Genomic DNA, 16,993 nt, shown 5'->3' with positions numbered 1-16,993 from the left:
AGAGAGGAGATGGCGATGGATGCGATCGAGTTCGTCCGGCTTGAGGCCGAGTCCAAGGACAACGGCCAGCGCGTCGAGGTGGACGTGGTGGCCGCCGGCGCCGACGTGTCCGCCGCCATCTCCGAGTTCTACCGGCTCATGGCCCAGGTGAGGGGCATCGACGCCGCTGACGAGGACGAGGTGCGCGAGCGCCTGGCGGCCCTCGTGGGCGACGAGGTGGCGGCGGAGGCCCTGCGGGACTTCGTGCTCAACCGCCTCACCACGGCGGCCGTGCGCCAGGTTGACGTGGACACGGTGCTCGCGCCGGGAGTGCACGCCGAGGAGGACCCGGTGGCGGGGGAGGACTACGCCTTCACCGTCAACCTGATCCCCCGCCCGGAGGTGACGCTTTCGAGCAGCGAGCCCGTCCGCGTGAGCCTGTCGCCGGTGACGGTGGAGGAGGCCGACATCGGCGAGCAGCTGGCCTACACGGCCCGGCAGTTCGCCGCCCTCGTGCCCGCCGACCACCAGGACCTGCGCGAGGGAGACTTCGCCCTCATGGACGTGGACATGCTGCGCGACGGCAAGCCCGCCCGCGACCTCTCCGGCATCCGCCGGCCCGTGGAGGTGGCCCGGGGGCTTCTGCCCGACGCCCTCCTCGACGCCGTGGTGGGCATGGAGCCGGGCGATCTGCGCAAGGTCGCCTTCACGCTCGAGGGGCTGGACGGCCCTGAGGAGTACAAGGCCGACCTGCGCCTGTGGGAGGTGCAGGCCCGCCGCGAGCCGGTCATCGACGACGGGTGGGTGGCCGAGAACCTGCCCCAGTTCGGCGACGTGGCGGGCTTTCGCGCCTACGTCCGCGCGGACCTGGAGTCCCAGGCCGCCCGCGTGGAGCAGCAAGACCTCGTCTACCAGGTGCGCGCGGCCCTCGAGCGGCGCCTCGAGGGCGCCATCCCCGACGAGATGTACCAGGACGCCAAGGACTCGCTCGTGGCCTCCATCCAGCGCAAGCTGGAGGCTGAGGACAAGACTCTCGACGAATACCTGGAAGAGCACGACATGACGCCCGACGCGTTCAACATGAACACGTTCATGCAGGCCTCCGAGCTGCTGCGCCAGAACCTGGCGCTCGACGCGCTCGCCCGGGCGCGTGACATGGGGGTCACACCTAATGACATCGCCCGCGCCAAGCAGGCGCTGCCGCCCGCGGCCGCGGCCCTCACCGACGAGGAGCTGGCCGAGCGCGGCATGCTCGCGCCCCTGATCGAGCGCATCCGCAGGGAGAAGGCCCTCGCCTGGTTGCTGGAGACGGCGGTCGTGGAGGAGGCTGGACGATAAGGAGCACGACGACGGAGGGAAGGGGTTTGCGGGTATGAACGAGACGACGTTTCTGGCCGAGCAGGCGGCGAGGCTGACCTATGACGATCTGCCGGCGGAGGTGGTGGCGAAGGCCAAGCTGCTCCTGCTCGACCAGCTGGGCTGCCAGCTGGCCTTCGCCACGCTGCCGTGGGGCAAGGCGGCGATGCGCTACACGGCGGCCAAGCAGGGCGCCGGCCGCAGCACCGTGGCCTTCTACGGCCTCAAGGCCAACGCCGAGGACGCGGCCTTCTGCAACGGCGTGTTCGGCCACGGCTTCGAGATGGACGACGTGGAGATGCAGACCACGAGCCACCCGGCGGTGTGCGTGATCCCCGCCATCCTGGCCGTGGGCGAGCAGGAGGCCAGCAGCGGCCGGGAGGTGCTCTGCGCCCTGGTGGCCGGCTACGAGACCTTCCTGCGCTTCGCCCATGCCGCCGACTCCATGCGCCACCGCTTCTTCCACTCGTCCTCGGTGTCCGGCGCCTTCGGCGCGGCCGCGGCGGCGGGGCAGCTGCTGAGCTTCGACGAGGCCGTCATGCGCGACGCGCTGGCCATCGCCACCACCCAGGCCTCGGGCAACACCGAGTACACCTGCTCCGGCGGCACCGTCAAGCGCACCCTCGGCGCGCTGGGCGCCTACGCCGGCGTGCGCTCGGCCCTGCTGGCCCAGGCGGGCATCACCGGATCGACCCAGGCCCTCGAGGGCAAGAAGAGCTTCGTCAAGGGCATCTGCGCGGAGGAGCCGGACATGGCCTGGCTCACGCTGCCCTTCGCCGAGCGGTTCCTCACCCTGGACGTGGGCGTGAAGCCCTACTGCTGCTGCGCCGCCCAGCACACGGTCATCGACGCGGCCGAGGCCATCCGCGCCCAGGGCGTGGACGTGGACGCCATCGAGTCCATCACCATCCTCCAGCTGCCCCGCGAGACGGGCAACGTGGGGCAGATCGTTCATCCCGAAGACGTGATCCAGTCCCAGTTCTGCGGCCGCTTCGCCTGCGCGATGCGCCTGGTGAAGGGCGGAAACGGCTACTACGACTACACGATGGAGAACATCGCCGACCCCGCCATATCCACCCTCATCGACAAGATCGCCTACGAGTCCGACGACGAGCGCGCGGTGCTCGACGACGGCGACGGCCCGGCGCGGGTGACCGTGCGCCTGGCCGACGGCATGGTGCGGGAGGAGACGGTGTTCTTCGCCAAGGGCACCAAGCAGAACCCGCTTTCCGAGGCGGAGCTGGTGGCCAAGTTCCGCGACCTCACGTCCCGCGCCCTCACGCCCGCCCAGGCCGACCGCGTCATCGAGACGGTCATGGCCCTGGAGCGCGAGGAGAGCGTCACCCGCCTCACGGGCCTGCTCACCGCCTAGGGCCATGGCGTCCGAGAGGCTCTGGACGGCCGGGTTCGTCAACCTGCTCGCCTTCGACGTCATCTACCAGTTCGGCGCCTACATGACCAACACCGTCATCTCGGTGTACGCGGTCACGCTCGGCGCCACCTACGCCGCGGCCGGCCTCATGGCCGGCCTCAACCCCGGCGCCTCCATGGCCGCGCGCCCCTTCACCGGCCTCATCGCCGACAACGTGAGCAAGAAGGCGCTGCTCGTGGCGTCGGCGCTGCTGTTCCTGGCGGCCACGCTGGGCTGCGCGCTGTTCACGTCCCTCGAGCTCATCGGCGCGTGCCGGGTGCTTCAGGGCGTCTCCTTCGCCCTGCGCTCGGTGTGCGTGGTGGCGCTCGTGGCGCGGGTGGTGCCCGCGTCGCGCCTCCATGGCGGCATGGGGTGGATGGGGCTCTCGTCGGTGGCGTCCACCGCCGTGGGGCCCCTCATCTCCCAGCAGGTGGGCGTGGCCGTGGGCTACCAGGGCAGCTTCCTCATCGCCGCCGGCCTGCTGCTGGCGGCGCTCGGGCTGGCCCTGGCGTTTCGCCGGCCCGCGGGGCCGGGCGACGAGCCGCCCCGCGCCCGCCCCGCCCGCGGATCGCTGCGGGAGGCGCTCAGCTGGCGGCGCCTCATCTACCGGCCCAACCTCGCCTACACCGCCATGGCGGGGCTCTCCGGCGTGCCCCAGGGCATGTCCGTGGCGCTCATCATCCTGGCGGCCGACCAGCGCGGCATCGGGGGCGCCACCCTGTTCTTCACCGCCTACGCCTTGGCGGCCCTGGTCGGCCGGCCGCTCATGGGGCGCCTTGCCGACCGGGTGGAGGCCCGCCGCATCGTGCTGCCGCTGCTCGCCGTGGAGCTGGCGGCCGTGGTAGTCCTCGGCCTCATGGCCAGCACCGCCATGATCGCCGTCGGCGGCCTCCTCCTCGGCGTCGGCCAGGGGTCGCTCTACCCGGTGCTCCAGGCCGAGTCGGTGCGCGACGTGGCGCCTGAGGCCATGGGGCGTGCGGCCAACACCTTCTACATCGGGCCCGACGTCAACATGTGCCTGTCGCCCATCGCCGGCGGCGCCCTGCTGGGCTCGCTCGGCGCGGGCGCGCTCTACGCCTTCGGCGGCGCGGCCGTCGTGCTCGCGGCGCTCCTCTTCCTGGCGTCCGGACGCCGCTCCCGTGCCTGAGGCCCAGGTCGCCCGCGCTATTCCCGGATGGCATGGCGCCTATTGCCCCCTCGCACGGACCTCATTCGAATTTAGGGAAAAGGCGCCGATCAGACCCGAAAAACGAATTTTTGGTATGCGGGGCGAATCCGCAAGAATCGCAGTATCCACCGGCGCGGCTCAGAGGGGAAGCGGGCCGCGGCGCCGTGGGTGCGCTCTGTCGGGTCGAGAGGGGGTGATTCATATGACTGACTACACGCGCGTGGTGGCCGAGCACCTGGCCAGCACCACCTACGAGGACCTGCCCCCCGAGGCGGTCGAAGCCGCCAAGAAGAGCATCCTCGACACCCTGGGCATCATGTTTCCGGCAACGACCCTCGCTCCCACGAGCGATGTGGTGCACGACCTGGTCATGGACGTCGACGAGGGCCATCGCTGCACGCTCATCGGCTACGGCGAGAGGGCCTCGCTTCTGGAGGCGGCGTTCATGAACGGGTCGCTGACCCATGCCGTCGACTTCGACGACTCCGCCGGCACCGACCGCCCGCTGGTCCATCCCTCGGGCAGCTGCTTCCCGGCGGCCATCACCTTGGCCGACTTCTTGGGAGGCGTCTCGGGCAAGGACCTCATCGTGGCCATGGCGCTCGCCAACGACCTCGGCATCCGCCTGGCCGACTGCGTCAAGGGCAATATCCTGTGGGACTACGACTTCTTCCCGATCACCACCATCGGGGTGTTCGAGGCCACGGCCGCCGCCGCGGTGCTCCTGCGCCTTGACGCCGATCAGATGATCGACGCGCTGGGCCTGGCGGTCAACCGGGTCTCCGGCATCCGCGATACCCTGTTCAACTGCGAGTTCCGCTCCATCCGCGACGCCTTCGGCAACCAGGAGGGCGTCCGCTGCGCGCTGCTCGCCTCCCGCGGCTTCGAGGGCTGCAAGACGCCCATCGAGGACCTGATGCGCATCATCTATCGCGGCAACGTGGACATGGACCCGCTGACGAGGGACCTCGGCCGCGTCTACACCGGCGCCACCCTCGTCACCTACAAGATGTGGCCCTCCTGCCAGGGCACCCAGGCCTATGCCGAGGCGGTCTTACAGGTGCTCGAGGCCAACCCGGGGCTCACAGAGGCTGACGTCGCATCCATCGTGCTGCGCGGGCCCAAGGAGTCCTTCGACCTGTTCTACCCCAAGGAGGAGAAGGCCCGTCCCAAGACGAGCATCACCTCGAAGGTCTCCATCCCGTTCGTCGTGGCCACCATGCTGCGCAAGCGCAACCTGGTTCTGGCCGACTTCGAGTCCCAGAACCTGGATGACCCCGAGACGCTCGCCCTCACCGACCGGCTCGAGTTCGAGGTTGACGAATCGCACAACGCCAACGCGGCGACGGCGGTCGTCACCCTGCTCGACGGCACGGTGATCGAGAACCGGGCCGACTTCGTTCGCGGGGCCGTGTGCGCCCCGCTCTCCCTCGACCAGCTCATCACCAAGTTCAAGGGCAACGCCGCCCTGGCGCGCCACCCCGTGGCCGACATCGACGGCCTGGCGGAGGCGCTCTTGCACCTGGAGGACGTGGCTGACGTCCGGGAGATCCTGTCCTATCTCAACTAACTAAGGGGAAACAATGGCTGAAAACAAGATTTCCGCCCCCGAGTCATCGGGCGGAGCTGTGGCGAAGCTGAAGAACAACGTGTCCCAGACCACCGGCCTGCTCTACGGCCTGGGCTTCATGATGTTCTCGGGCTTCAACCAGATGCTCACCTCCTACTGGAACTTCTTCCTGACCAACGCCGTGGGCCTCGACCCGGCGGTGATGGGCTCCATCACCTCCCTCTCGTCCATGGCCGCGTGGGTGTTCGTGTTCATCGCCGCCATGGTGGTGGAGAAGGTGTGGTTCCGCTGGGGCCAGTACCGCTCCTACCTGCTCATCGCGCCGCCGCTGGCGTTCGTCTTCATCCTGGGCGCCTGGACGGACTGGACGTGGATGCCCGGCATCACCACCGGCTCCGGGGCGCAGATCGCCCTCATCGGCGGCTGCTACATCCTCGGCCAGTTCTTCATCAACCTGTTCATGATCTCGGGCACGTCCATCATCAGCGCCGTGTCCCGCACCGAGGCTGACCGCTCCCTCATGTCCACCCGCAAGGCCCAGGGCAACATGGCCATCAAGGTGCTGTTCGCTGCGGTGTCCCTGCCCATGATCATCTTCTTCGCCGGCGGCGACTTCGCCGCGGGCACCCGCCCCGACGTGCCCATCGGCTACACCATCACGGCCTTCATCTGGGGCATCATCTTCGTGGGCGCCTTCGTCGGCCTGTTCATGCTGTTCAAGGGCAAGGACCCGACCGAGGAGTACTGCCAGGCCAAGGCCGCGGCCAAGAAGCGCGGCGAGAAGTTCAAGGAGATCGAGACCGGCACCACCGAGAAGGTCTCCATCGTCGAGTCCCTCAAGTTCTTCTTCACCAACGTCCCGGCGCTGGGCCTGTGGCTCGGCGAGGTGGCCCGCGCGGTGTGCACCATGGTGCTCAACGGCATGGCCATCTACTTCTGCACCGTCGTCTACAACGACAACACCCTCTACGCCGGCATGCTGACCGCCGCCAACATCTGCGGCCTCATCGCCACGTTCGCCGGCGAGGCCTGCGCCAAGACCATCGGCAACCGCTGGACCTACCTCCTGGGCACCGGCATCGCCGCCGCGGCCATGCTCGCGGGCTTCTTCGTGGCCTCCAGCTACTGGCCGTTCATCATCTGCGTGTGCGCGAGCTTCTTCGGCACCAACATGATGATGTCCGTCGAGTTCTCCTGCATGTCCAACGCCATCGCCTACCAGGAGTGGAAGAAGGGCAAGACCTCCAAGGCCTTCATCATGGGCACGATCCAGTGGTGCCCCAACATCGGCAAGATCCTCCAGGGCGCGCTCGTGGGCTTCGGCCTGGGCGCCATCGGCTACAGCAAGGAGATCACCGTGGCCCCGCCCGAGATGGTCACCGGCATCGCCTTCCTCACCTTCATGGTTCCGGCCATCGTGCTCATCGTCTGCTTCGTCCTGTTCTTCTTCATGCATCGCCTGGACGCCAAGCAGATGGCGGTCATCAACGCCGACCTCGACAAGCGCCACAAGGAGGACGAGGCCAAGATCGCTGCCTCGCTCAAGAACGAGGTCGCGCTCGACGCGGCTGCCCAGGAGACCGAGGACTAGCGTCTTCGCTCCTCGGGGCCTGACGGCGGCCCGGCGCCTCCTGCGCGCCGGGCCGCCGCGGGGGGGGGGCTGCCCGCCTTCCCCGGCCCCGGCCGCACGGCGCGGGCGCGCTGACCGCCGCCCGCGCCGTGCGAAGACCCGCGCCCACGCCTGCAAGGAAGGACCTCTGATGCTCAACGCCCTGTTCTTCGCCCTGGCGGTCGCCGTCCTGTTCGCCGGATGCGCCGCGCTCGTGGTGGACGTGCTCATCTCGCTGTCGACTGATCGCTGCCGGGTGCCCGTGCCGGCCGAGTACGTGGCCAAGCCCGCCGGTGACCGCTCGGAGGTCAACCGCCCGAGCGGCCTGTTCGTGCTGGCGGTGCCCGAGTTCACCTACGCCTTCGAGGGCCGGCGCTACCGCGGCAAGAGCGCCAACGTGTTCTTCCACCTCTACCTGCGGCCCGGCGCCCTGGCCGTGCCCTTCGTGGGCGGCAAGACCTACGAGGTGTTCGTCAACCCCGTCAAGCCCACCGTGTTCGTCACCGCCGGCGAGCAGCGGCTCACCTTCCTGCGGATGGTGGGCATCGCGGTGGTCGTGCTGGGGATGGCGCTTCTCTGGTGGGCCATGCACCTGCCGCCGCTCTCCTAGCGGCGCGCCTGCGGCGGGGGAGGGCCTCTGCCCGGTCGCGGCGCGGGGCGGATGCGCCCCGGTGCCTGGCGTGGGCGCGACCGCGCGCCGGCGTGCTGATGGCAGCTATTCCCCTCTGGCATAGCTGCCATCAGCACCACGATTCTGACCTGGGAAAACTCCGGTTTGACGCCGTGCTGTTTCGCTATTTCAGCTATTCCGGGAGCCCGCGCTATAGTCCTCCCCACGGCAGGGGAGGACGTCACGCCCTCCCGAATCGCCATCATCGCCGAACCTTCCCACCGATGATTCCCAAGGCCCTTCGCGGCCTTGTCAGGGGTGTTTTCTAAAAGCGCGAGAGAGGGGGTGATTTTGCGTGAGTCCGCGCGTCAGCCGAGACGGGCGCCAGCCCGGGCCGGTCGGTCGCAAGGGCATCGCGAAATCCACGTACAACGCGTTAAGAGAAGAGAAAGAGGAGGTTACTTCATGGCTACATTCATCAAGGAGGACGCGCGTCCGCGCGTGACGTTCCTCGACGACGGCACCGAGGTCTACCGCACGTCCCCCTGGTCCCCTCCGGGATGCCACGGCGTGGGCTGCGGTATCCGCGCCTTCGTCAAGGACGGCAAGATCACCAAGATCGAGGGCGACCCCGATGACGTGATCACCCAGGGCCGCCTGTGCGTGCGCTGCCTGCGCGTGCTCGACCTTCAGTACCACCCCGACCGCATCGTGCATCCCATGTACCGTGACCCCGCCGACCGCGGCAAGGCCGACGCCTGGAAGACCGTCACCTGGGACTGGGCCTACGACAAGATCGAGGAGGAGATCGCCAAGTGCAAGGAGAAGCACGGCCCCAATAGCCTGACCGTGCTCACCGGCACCGGGCGCGAGGCCGGCCGCTACATGACCAACACCTCCGCGCGCATCTGCGTCACCACCAACCAGTGCTACACCCAGACCGGCTTCTCGTGCATGGCCCCGCGCGACACCGTGTGCTCCATGATCGGCGGCGCCGGCTACATCGAGTACGACTTCGCCAATGGCCTGCCCGGCCGCTACGACGACCCCGAGTTCGTGCAGCCCAAGTACCTGCTCAACTGGGGTCGCGACTCCCTGCGCTCCAACCCCGACGGCACCTGGGGCCACTCCATCATCGAGCTGCTCAAGCGCGGCACCAAGCTCATCAACGTGGACCCGCGCGTCAACTGGCTGTCCACCCGCGCGCTCTACCATATGCAGCTGCGTCCCAACACCGACACCGCGCTCGCCTTCGGCCTGCTCAACGTCATTATCAACGAGGACCTCTACGACCATGACTTCGTCGAGAAGTGGTGCTACGGCTTCGACGAGTTCAAGGAGCGCGTCAACGAGTACTCCGTGGAATGGGCCGCCAAGGTCACCGAGGTGCCCGAGCAGATGATCCGCGACGTCGCCCACTGCCTGTCCGAGAAGCCCTGGGGCCTCAACATGGGCCTGGCCAACGACCAGAACCCCAACGGCGTGCAGTCGGTGCACTGCCTCTACGCCCTGGCCGCCATCACCGGCAACCTCGACATCCCCGGCGGCACCAACATCGGCTGGAACATCACGCTCGACTTCGGCGGCAACAAGTACGACGGCAACGGCGAGGAGTCCTCGGCCAACCAGAAGAAGGAGGTCATTCCTCCCAACCCGGTGACCCAGGAGCAGCGCGACTCCACCATCGGCCTGTCGCGCTACAAGATCTACCAGCTGCTGCTCGGCAAGGCCGTCCCGGACGTCATCATCGACACCCTGGAGAACGACGAGCCCTACCCGATCCGCTTCTGCTGGATCCTGCACACCAACCCGGTGTCTCCTACCAACACCGCCGCGCCGCAGCGCTGGCATGCCGCCCTCAAGCGCATGGACTTCGTGGTGGCCCAGGACATCTTCATGAACCCCACCATCGCCTCGTGCTGCGACCTGTTCCTGCCCCTGGCCACGTGGCTCGAGCATGACGGCTACATCACCCAGCTCATGGGCGAGCATCCCGGCCCGGTGAAGGGCATGGTGAAGGTGGTCGAGCCCCTCGGCGAGGCCAAGAGCGAGTTCCAGATCATTCACGACCTGGCCCAGCGCCCCGCCTTCCGCGACAACTTCTACATCGACGGCGAGTCCAAGGTGTCCTCCATCGAGAACTACATCACCCAGGACCTCACCAAGGTGGTGGGCTTCGGCCATGACTGGGAGTACCTCAAGGAGCACGTCCAGGTGTCCCGCAAGACCGAGTACCTCAAGTACGAGCGCGGCATGCTGCGCAACGACGGGCAGCCCGGCTTCAACACCACCACCGGTAAGGTGGAGCTCATGAGCCTCATGTTCGCCGCCTGCGACGGCGACCCGCTGCCCTACTACGAGGAGCCCGTGTTCAGCCCCTACTGGGAGGACACGACGGCGGACGACCCGCTGCATGACTCCGAGGCGAGCCGCTTTATGCGCGAGTACACCGCCGAGCACCCGGACTGGAAGAAGGACTACCCCGTCATCCTCACCACCGGCGCGCGCAACTGGGCCTCGTTCCACTCTGAGCACCGTCAGTCCAAGATGCTGCGCGAGATCAAGGAATACCCCTACGTGCAGATGAACCCGGAGCTGGCCGAGCAGATCGGCGTCATCGACGGCGACTGGGTGCGCATCGAGAACCCGTGGGGCCACTGCTACGAGAAGGCGAAGGTCACTCCCATCGTCAAGCCCAACGTGGTCATGGCCGACCACGGCTGGTGGTACCCCGAGGAGGACATGAACGAGCCGAGCATCGGCGGCGTGTGGGCCTCCAACATCAACACGCTGGTTCCCAACAACGTCATCGGCCACTACGGCTTCGGCGCGCCGATGAAGGCCCTGTGCTGCCGCATCGTCAAGGCTGATAAGCCGCCTCTGAAGGAGGTTGCGCCGCAGAACATCAAGAGCCAGCAGAACTACCCCGGTTCCATCAAGAACGATCCTTTCCTCAAGGATCTCGTGGTCGAGTAAGGAGGAGACGTCAATGACTCAGAAATACGGTCTGCTGATCGACAACTACTGGTGCACCGGCTGCCATAGCTGCGAGATCGCGTGCAAGAACGAGCACGACTACCCCATCGGCCAGTTTGGCATAAAGATGCTGGTCAACGGCCCGTGGGAGCTGATGGAGGAGGGCAAGTGGGAGCACACCTACTACCCCGTCATCACCACCTACTGCGACCTGTGCGCCGACCGCGTGGCCGCCGGCGAGCAGCCCACCTGCGTGCTGCACTGCCTGGCTAGCGCCATCGAGTACGGCACCGTCGAGGAGCTCGCCGCCAAGATGGCCGAGCGCGACCGCCGCACCTCCCTGCTCATCCCGTAGGAGACCTGACGGGCCGGCGGGGAGGGCGCGCCCGCCTCGCCGGCCCGGCGGCTCTGGCATCCGCGTCGGCCGATGGGCCGCCCGGCGCGGCCCCGTCCGCCCCCGCGGATGCCATCACCCTCAACGGGCCGCCGACGCCCCGTCCCCGCCCTCGGGTGCGGATCGTCGGCGGCCTTCCGCCTAGGAAAGAAGGTTCCCATGTGCTTTAGACCTGCTGCCGCCTCCACGCCCAAGACGTGCCCCGAGTGCGGAATGATCAACCCGGCCGTTGCCGAGAAGTGCGTCAAGTGCGGCGCCGAGCTGCCCGAGGACCGCGTGAAGTGCCCGCATTGCGGCGAGATGAACATCGCCGGCGCCACCGTGTGCTCCGAGTGCGGCTCCGACATCGCCGGCGTCGAGGGCAACGTGGCCGCCCCGGCCGCGCCCGGCGCGCCCGCGCCTGCCACCCCCGGCGCGCCCCAGGCGCCCGGCGCCCCGGCTGCGCCCGCGGCCCCGCGGGCCGAGTAGCGCTAGGCGATCCGCACGAGAGGCGGGCGCCTGGCGGGCGTCCGCGGTCATGACGGGAGTGCTCCCATGAAGGCCGAGAGGCTCTGGAACATACGGTTCGTCCAGCTGGTGCTCATCGAGGCCCTGTTCCAGTTCGGGGCTTACATGACCAACCCCATCGTGTCGGGCTATGCGGTGGCCCTGGGCGCCTCCATCGCCGTGGGCGGCCTTCTGGCCGGGCTCTCGGCGTCCATGGCGCTCGTGGCCCGCCCGCTGACGGGCTGGCTCGCCGACCGCCTGGCCAAGCGGTCGTTTCTGCTCATCGCCGCCGCGCTCTTCTGCGTGAGCGCCTTCGGCTGCGCGCTGGCGACGTCGGTCGTGCTCATCGGGCTGTTCCGCGTGCTCGCGGGCGTGGCCTTCGCGTTCCGCTCGGCAGCCGTCATCGCGCTCGTGTCGCTCGCGGTGCCGCCCGCCCGCCTCGGCCAGGCCGTGGGCTGGACGGGCATCGCCCAGACGGTCTCCTGCGCGCTCGGCCCCGCGGCCGGCGCGCTCGTCATCGGCGCGGCCGGCTACGCGGCCAGCTTCGCGGCGGCCGGCGTGCTGTTCTCGGCGGGCTTCCTCCTGTGCCTCGCGGTGCGCGAGCCCCGCGTGGGCCGGGGGACGCCGGGCGTCTCTCGGGCGGGGGAGGGCGCTGCGCCGGCGCGCGGGCCCCGGGCCTCCGGCTCGCCGGCGCCGACGAGCGGCCGGGGCGTTCGCGCGCGCCTGCGGTCCATCATCTACCTGCCCAACGTTCCCATCGCCCTCATGGCGGGGCTCTCCATCGTGCCCCACGGCGTGGCCGTGACGCTCCTGCTCACCGCCGGCGAGATGCGCGGCATCGCGGGGGTGTCGGCCTACTTCGCCGTGTACGCGGCGGCGGCCCTCGTGTCGAAGCCCACCGCCGGCCGCCTGACCGATCGCTGGGGGATGCGCCGCGTGGCGGCCCCGGCGCTTGCGGTGGAGCTCGTCGGCACGGTGCTGCTGGCGCTCATGGCGTCGCTGCCCGCTGTGCTCGTCGCCGCGGCGTGCATGGGGGTGGGCCAGGCCTCGGCCTACTCGGCCATCCAGGCCGAGGCCGTGCGCGGCGTCCCCGCCTGCGAGCTGGGACGCGCCTCGAACACCTTCTACATCGGGACGGACGTCGGCATGGGCTTCGGCCCCATGGCCTTGGGCGTCGTGCTCCAGCTCGCGGGCGTCATGGCGATGTTCCTCGCCGGAAGCGTGCTCGTGCTGCTGGCGCTGGGGACGCTGGCCGCCTACCATCCGTCAAAGCCTAAGGGTTAAGCAGCAAGGGGGATATCACATGAACTGCTTAGCAAAGAGGGTCGGATTCGCCCTCATCGCCGCGGCCGTGCTCGCCGCATTCGCGTTCGCTCCCGTTCCCGACGGCCTCGAGCGTCCTGGCATGCTCGCGCTCGGGCTCACCCTGTTCAACATCACGCTGTGGATGGGCAACGTGGTTCCCAAGCCCATCGCCGGCCTGCTCGTCATGATCCTGCTGCCGGTGCTCGGGGTCACCAGCTCCCTCACCGCCACGTTCAAGGACTTCATCAGCTCGGTGTTCTTCTTCCTGCTGGCCGCCTTCGCCATCGCGGCCATGGTGCGCAACTCCGACCTGCCTCAGCGCCTCATGGGGCTGCTCCTGCGCTGGCTCAAGGGGTCGAGCCGCCTCATCGTGCTCGCCTACATGCTGGCGGCGGCCATCATCTCCACCGTCATGAGCGATCTGGCCGCCTGCGCCCTGTTCGCCGCGGTGGTGCTCGCGGTGTTCGAGAACCCCGATCTGGGGCTTTCCTTCGATAAGCGCTTCATGAAGTGCGTCATGATCGGCGTGCCCATCGGCGCGCTCGCCGGCGGCATCGCCACGCCCATCGGCTCATCATCCAACTTCACCATGCTCGAGCTGCTCTACCAGACCAACGGCATGGAGATCTCCTTCTTCCAGTGGATGGTGGTGGGCGTGCCCATCGCCGTCACATCGGTGCTCGCCGGCTGGGTGGCGCTGTGCGTGACGTTCCGCCCGCAGCCGCTCACCTGCGAGGAGATGGACGCCCTGCGCGCCGCCTGCGGCAACCTCGGGCGCCTGTCGGTCAAGGAGTGGAAGATCATCGCCCTCGTGACCCTCATGTTCGTCTTCTGGATCCTCACGAGCTACCTGCCCGGGATCGACTCCACCATGGTGGCCATGCTTGGCATGATCATCATGTTCGTGCCGGCCATGGACCTGCTCACGTGGGACGAGTACGCTCATGAGGTGCCGTGGGACCTCGTCATCATGCTCGGCTGCCTCATGGCGCTCGCCTCGGCGCTGCTGTCCACGGGCGCCATCGACTGGGTGGCCAACACGCTGCTCGGCGGCACAGCCAGCTGGCACCCGTTCGGCGTGCTGTTCATGATGGGCGCCGTCATCGCGCTTCTGCGCGCCTTCGTGCCCTCCGGCCCGCCCATCGTGGTCATGCTGACGCCGGCCATGGTGACGCTCGCCGTCAACACGGGCATCGATCCTCTGTGCGTGATCATGACCATGTCCATCTGGGCGCAGATCACGTTCCTCATCCCCGCCATCGACGCGCTCTACCTCATCACCTACCAGCGCGGGCACTACAGCATCTGCGACGTGCTCAAGTTCGGCGTGCTGCTGACCATCGCGCTGCTGCTCGTGTTCACGGCCATCCTGCCGCCGCTCGTGTCGCTGGCCGAGGTGCTGTAGGAGTCGTCGCGCCGAGGGCATTCGCGCGCCGTTCGCACGCGGGTGCCGCTATCCGCCCCGTCAACGGAAGGGAGGGCCTCCGTGCCTGACTGCTACATCTGCCTGCCCACGTGCGACAACTGTCGCCCCAAGATGGTGACCTGCCCCGCGTGCGGCCGCCCGACCCTCATCGACCTGGAGAGGTGCCCGCTGTGCCACGAGGCGATCCCCGAGGAGGCGCGCGATGAGGCCTGGGCCGCCTGGCGCGCGGCCCGCGCCGCCGAGGGGTAGGCGCGCGTGCAGCCTGCGGCTTGGTGCGGCGCGCATGCGGGTGCCGGGCGCCGGGTGCGGGGCGCCGGGTGCGGTGCGCGGGGCGCAGGCGGCGGGCGCGTTGGATGCGGGCGCCGGGCGCAGGGGAGGGGCGGCCTCTTGCAGCGGATCTGGCGGAAAATGGCCATCTGCTTCGAAATTCCGAGGCAATCCGCCCCGCTGGCGCGCCAGTGCGCTGATCCGCATCGGCGCGACCTGGGCAAACGCGCCCTGGGACGCTGGTAAGGCGGTTTGGGGGAGCGGGGAAGCTCGGAATTTCGAAGCAGATGGCCGAAAAACGCGTCCCGCCGTACGCGCCAGGCGGCCCGATCCTGGCGGGTCGATCGAGAAGGCGCCCCCTCTGCACCGACTAGCGCGAGGCCCCGACCTGGTGAAATAGGTTATTCTCCCAGGTCATTGCCGTGTTTCAGCCTGTGCAGGGGGGGGAGCGGTTTTCGGTCTCTCGACTCAGCCGCGGGCGCGCCACCAGGCTAGGGCGAGCTGGGTGCGGTTGCGCAGGCCGAGCTTCTGGAGCATGGCGGAGATGTGGTTGCGCACGGTGCCCTCGGACAGGTAGAGCGTCCCCGCCACCTCGCGGTTGTCCAGCCCCTCGGCGACGAGCGCGGCGATGGCGCGCTCGCGCTCGGTGAGCGCGTCGAGGGAGGCCGGCGCAGCGCCCTCGTCACGGGGCGCCGGGGCGCCGCACCGGCGCGTCTCCCCGCGTTCGCCGCCGGCGCGCCCGGCGCGCTCACCCGGTGCGAGTCGGGCGCTTTCCGGGCTCCTGCCGCCGGCGCGCCCGGCATCCTCGCCCGGCGCGTCCCGGAGGCCTTCCGAGCTTCTGCCTACCAGCAAATCGAGCCGCTCGCAGACCTCGGGGCCGAACACCGACTGACCGGCCACTACGGCGCGCAGCGCGTCGGGGATGGTGCCCACATCCTGCTTGACCAGGTAGCCGCGGGCGCCCAGGCGCAGCGCGCGCACGATGTAGTCGTCGTCTGAGAACGTGGTGAGGAACACCACGCGCGCGTCGGGATGCGCTGCCAGCACACGCTCGGCGGCGCCGAGGCCGCCCATCCCCGGCATGCGGATGTCCAGCAGCAGCACATCGGGGCGCAGCCTGTCGTAGAGCGCTACGGCCTCCTCGCCGCTCGCGCCGACGGCTGCCACCTCCACGCAGCCCCGCGCCTCCAGGATGGTCTTGAGCGACGCGCCCACGAAGGGGTCGTCGTCGGCTATCACCACGCGGATGGGCTCGCTCATCAGGCTGCCTCCTCGTCAGGTCGGGGGATGGATGCGCGCACGGCGAAGCCGCCGCGCGCCGTCGGCCCGGCGCCGAACGTGCCGCCGAGCGCCTCGACGCGTTCGCGCATGGAGCGTAGGCCGAGGCCCTCCCCGGCGCTCGCGCCGGCGCCCCCGGGCTCGCCGGCACGAGCGCCCCTCGCTCCGGCGCCGTCATCGGCGATGGTCAGTCGCCAGAAGCCGGGGTACTCGACCAGCTCCACGGTCACCGAGCGCGCGTCGCCGTGACGGGCGGCGTTCGAGAGCGCCTCGCGCGTCACGGCCACGAGCGCGTAGGCGACAGGCTGCGGCAGCGGGCCCGCCTCGTAGGCGAGCGTCGCGTCGCCGGCTTCCCAGCCATCCACCACGCGCTCGAGGGAGGTGCGCGCGTCGAAGGCGTCGTCGTGCAGGTCGTGGACGCTTGCGCGCACGGTGCCGAGCGCCTCGTCGAGGGTGGCGGCCACCGCGTCGAGCCCTGCGGCGGCATCAACGTCTTCGCAGGTCACGCGCAGGGCCTTCACCTGGAGAAGCGAGCGCGTCAGCAGATGCCCCACGTTGTCGTGGATCTCCCGTGCGATGCGCCCGCGCTCGTCGAGCACGGCGCAGCGGACCTCCAGGTCCTGCCGCTCCATGAGGTCGCGGTTGCGCTGGGCCAGCGCGAGGGAGCGCTCCTGCACCCGGTCGCGCAGGGCGAGCGTCGCGCGCTGGCCGGCCACGAGGCGCCGGGTGCGCCATGCCATGAGGCAGGCCACGGCGCCGATTGCCGCCGCCGCGGCGGCCATCGCCGGGTCGCGCGTCGCCCACGCGAGCGGCGGCAGGAGCCAGAGCGCGCGTAGCGGCGCGGATTCCCAGGCCAGGCCCAGGTAGGCGACCAGGGGCACGAAGGGCACGAGGGGCGCCCAGGACATCGCCGCGGCCAGGAGCGCCGCCGCGGCGATCGCCCGGGCCCGCCGCGCCGCCGCGCCGTGCCGGCCGTCTTCCGGCAGCGCCGCGTCCGCGCCCGCCAGGCACGCGGCCAGCAGCAGGCCGGCCACGTCTTGCGCCCCTGCGCCCTCGCCGGCGACGAGGGAGGCGCCTGCCATCGCGGCCAGGCACAGAAGCAGGATGATTGTCTCGTCGACCACGCGTTCCATGGGGCCATTATAGGGCTCGCTCCCT

Annotated in this window: 14 protein-coding genes; 12 read left to right on the top strand and 2 right to left on the bottom strand. The window is 69.4% G+C overall.

The window, feature by feature from the left end; genetic code table 11:
* Positions 1-15: 15 nt before the first annotated feature.
* From AC6I0Y_RS07590 to AC6I0Y_RS07535, 12 genes are all read left to right on the top strand, one after another.
* Entirely contained in the window at positions 16-1,317 is a 1,302-nt protein-coding gene (locus AC6I0Y_RS07590; RefSeq protein WP_497730657.1) for a trigger factor, read from the top strand.
* Positions 1,318-1,351: 34 nt separating this feature from the next.
* Positions 1,352-2,707, top strand: coding sequence for an MmgE/PrpD family protein (locus AC6I0Y_RS07585; RefSeq protein ID WP_497730655.1), 1,356 nt, complete (start codon positions 1,352-1,354; stop codon positions 2,705-2,707).
* Positions 2,708-2,711: 4 nt separating this feature from the next.
* Positions 2,712-3,893 (top strand): MFS transporter, encoded by a 1,182-nt coding sequence (locus tag AC6I0Y_RS07580; protein ID WP_497730652.1) that lies wholly within the window; start codon positions 2,712-2,714, stop codon positions 3,891-3,893.
* 223 nt (positions 3,894-4,116) lie between these two features.
* Entirely contained in the window at positions 4,117-5,484 is a 1,368-nt protein-coding gene (locus tag AC6I0Y_RS07575) for an MmgE/PrpD family protein (RefSeq protein ID WP_497730651.1), read from the top strand.
* Between the two features lie 13 nt (positions 5,485-5,497).
* Positions 5,498-7,075, top strand: coding sequence for an MFS transporter (locus AC6I0Y_RS07570; RefSeq protein WP_497730648.1), 1,578 nt, complete (start codon positions 5,498-5,500; stop codon positions 7,073-7,075).
* Between the two features lie 169 nt (positions 7,076-7,244).
* Positions 7,245-7,703 (top strand): hypothetical protein, encoded by a 459-nt coding sequence (locus AC6I0Y_RS07565; protein WP_497730646.1) that lies wholly within the window; start codon positions 7,245-7,247, stop codon positions 7,701-7,703.
* A 465-nt stretch (positions 7,704-8,168) separates the two neighbouring features.
* Positions 8,169-10,679 (top strand): molybdopterin-dependent oxidoreductase, encoded by a 2,511-nt coding sequence (locus tag AC6I0Y_RS07560; RefSeq protein ID WP_497730643.1) that lies wholly within the window; start codon positions 8,169-8,171, stop codon positions 10,677-10,679.
* A 13-nt stretch (positions 10,680-10,692) separates the two neighbouring features.
* Positions 10,693-11,034: an oxidoreductase gene (locus tag AC6I0Y_RS07555; protein ID WP_497730640.1), complete on the top strand. Its 342-nt coding sequence runs from the start codon at positions 10,693-10,695 to the stop codon at positions 11,032-11,034.
* A 198-nt stretch (positions 11,035-11,232) separates the two neighbouring features.
* Complete coding sequence (locus tag AC6I0Y_RS07550; RefSeq protein WP_497730637.1) at positions 11,233-11,541, top strand: zinc-ribbon domain-containing protein; 309 nt, start codon at positions 11,233-11,235, stop codon at positions 11,539-11,541.
* A gap of 66 nt (positions 11,542-11,607) precedes the next feature.
* On the top strand, positions 11,608-12,843 hold the full coding sequence (locus tag AC6I0Y_RS07545; RefSeq protein ID WP_497730634.1) for an MFS transporter: 1,236 nt from the start codon (positions 11,608-11,610) through the stop codon (positions 12,841-12,843).
* 19 nt (positions 12,844-12,862) lie between these two features.
* A complete protein-coding gene (locus tag AC6I0Y_RS07540; protein ID WP_497730632.1) occupies positions 12,863-14,269 on the top strand; it encodes an SLC13 family permease in 1,407 nt (468 codons plus the stop codon).
* Between the two features lie 81 nt (positions 14,270-14,350).
* Complete coding sequence (locus AC6I0Y_RS07535) at positions 14,351-14,539, top strand: hypothetical protein (RefSeq protein ID WP_497730629.1); 189 nt, start codon at positions 14,351-14,353, stop codon at positions 14,537-14,539.
* Between the two features lie 486 nt (positions 14,540-15,025).
* Here the strand turns inward: AC6I0Y_RS07535 and AC6I0Y_RS07530 are convergent, their stop codons facing one another.
* Both AC6I0Y_RS07530 and AC6I0Y_RS07525 read right to left on the bottom strand, forming a co-directional pair.
* On the bottom strand, positions 15,026-15,817 hold the full coding sequence (locus tag AC6I0Y_RS07530; RefSeq protein ID WP_497730627.1) for a response regulator: 792 nt from the start codon (positions 15,815-15,817) through the stop codon (positions 15,026-15,028).
* Complete coding sequence (locus tag AC6I0Y_RS07525; RefSeq protein ID WP_497730624.1) at positions 15,817-16,968, bottom strand: sensor histidine kinase; 1,152 nt, start codon at positions 16,966-16,968, stop codon at positions 15,817-15,819. The genes AC6I0Y_RS07530 and AC6I0Y_RS07525 overlap by 1 nt, the downstream gene beginning before the upstream one ends.
* Positions 16,969-16,993 lie beyond the last annotated feature (25 nt).

The sequence above is a fragment of the Adlercreutzia sp. St.1H8 genome (assembly GCF_059728655.1).
Note: the sequence above shows the minus strand (reverse complement) of the source record. Positions and strands in the feature narration are given on the sequence as shown.